The organism is Flavobacterium sp. FlaQc-30 (genome assembly GCF_044005885.1).
Classification (GTDB): Bacteria; Bacteroidota; Bacteroidia; order Flavobacteriales; family Flavobacteriaceae; genus Flavobacterium.
This window is the reverse complement of the sequence record NZ_JBIPCO010000018.1, coordinates 1-1,450: the sequence shown is the minus strand read 5'-3', so window position 1 is coordinate 1,450 and position 1,450 is coordinate 1. Positions and strand designations below refer to the sequence as shown.

The 1,450-nt window shown below is 33.8% G+C and carries 2 protein-coding genes; both read right to left on the bottom strand.

Annotation, left to right across the window (positions count from 1 at the left end):
* Positions 1-211 (bottom strand): hypothetical protein (locus ACHRV0_RS21535; protein ID WP_395442493.1); only part of this gene is annotated, 211 nt, incomplete at its 3' end.
* A gap of 16 nt (positions 212-227) precedes the next feature.
* Positions 228-1,406, bottom strand: a complete 1,179-nt coding sequence (locus ACHRV0_RS21530; protein ID WP_395442491.1) for a DUF2931 family protein — start codon at positions 1,404-1,406, stop codon at positions 228-230.
* Positions 1,407-1,450 lie beyond the last annotated feature (44 nt).

Genomic DNA, 1,450 nt, shown 5'->3' with positions numbered 1-1,450 from the left:
TGGTAGTACCCCAACCTGGATCATTACCAATATTTGCAGATGCGCCCGCAATACTTTTTCCTTGATAAAAATATTCAACAGTAGGGGAACAACCATAGTATTTTGGCGCAGACCAAGCTGCATTCCAGTCAAATGTGTCTTTAGGCTGGCAGCTGGCAAATAAACCAATGATTAAAAAACAGTATATAAAAAAACTAGTTTTTTGACACATATATTTCTCTTTTAAATTATTTTTCTTGCCAATAATCTAATTCTGGAAACACAATAGGCTCTCTGTCTTTCCATTTAGGCAATACGAAATCTTTTGGTAGTGAATATTTACAATATTGAAATTTTCTTGCTATTGTATCAAATTTAATTGCTCGAAAACGCATAATTTCTACTTTCTGATTTGAACCAGACAACCAAATTCTACCAAAAATAAATGGCGTATTTTCTTTCTCTCCTTCTAGACCAATTATAATGCGATTATATTGTTCCCTTCTTTTTATTTTCCAATTAAAATATCCTTGTTTAAAACGATTCTCAAAATCATTTGGTAAAACAATTTCAGATTCGCACCATTGTGCATTATCTTTTGTACTCCATTGCAAAAAAATATGAGTGGGTAGTTTACTTTTGAATTTTATTTTTTTTTCTCTAACATTAAATCGTTCGTTCCATTTTAAGGTTTTGAAACTTGTCCTGTCAGAATTACTAGAAATAATTGAACCATCTTTAGAAAACCCAGTTATTCTTCTATCGTAATTAGTTTTGTCCGCCTCATTGCAAAAAACAATATCATAATCATATTCTTTTTCTCCTTTCTCCCAAACAGAATACGGAATGCCATGGATTTTCCAATAAGTAAGATAATTGCCCCATGACTTTATTTCTTTCTTTTTGTAATCATCATCAATATTTATATCCTCTTCTCCTTTTAAAACTTTAAATTTTGCTATTTCAGTACTGGCATATCCTCCCTGCATCCATAGAGTTATATTGCCACCAGGAGCCATTCCGGCAACAATTACGCTGTAGTCGTTTTGAACTCCATAAGAATCTATCACTTTTTTTTTAAACAATTCTAGCATTTTTTCTCTAGGCAATTTAAACCCTCCTCTATATACTAAGTTGTCGATTGAACAGACCCATTTTACCCCCATGCTATCGGGAACGGGCTTGTATTTGTCGCCTCCAACATAACCGCCGCTAGTAATGCCCCATCCTTGATCTGCCCCTGTGCCAGAAGAAGCACCAGCAATGCTTTTCCCGTGATAAAAATATTCTACAAAAGGTGCCCCTGATGGGTAATTTTTTGGACCAGAAAGTCCAGCATTCCAGTCAAATGTATCTTTAGGCTGGCAGCTGGCAAATAAACCAATGATTAAAAAACAGTATATAAAAAAACTAGTTTTTGGGCGCATAAATTTCTCTTTTAAATTATTTTTCTTGCCAATAATCTAATTCT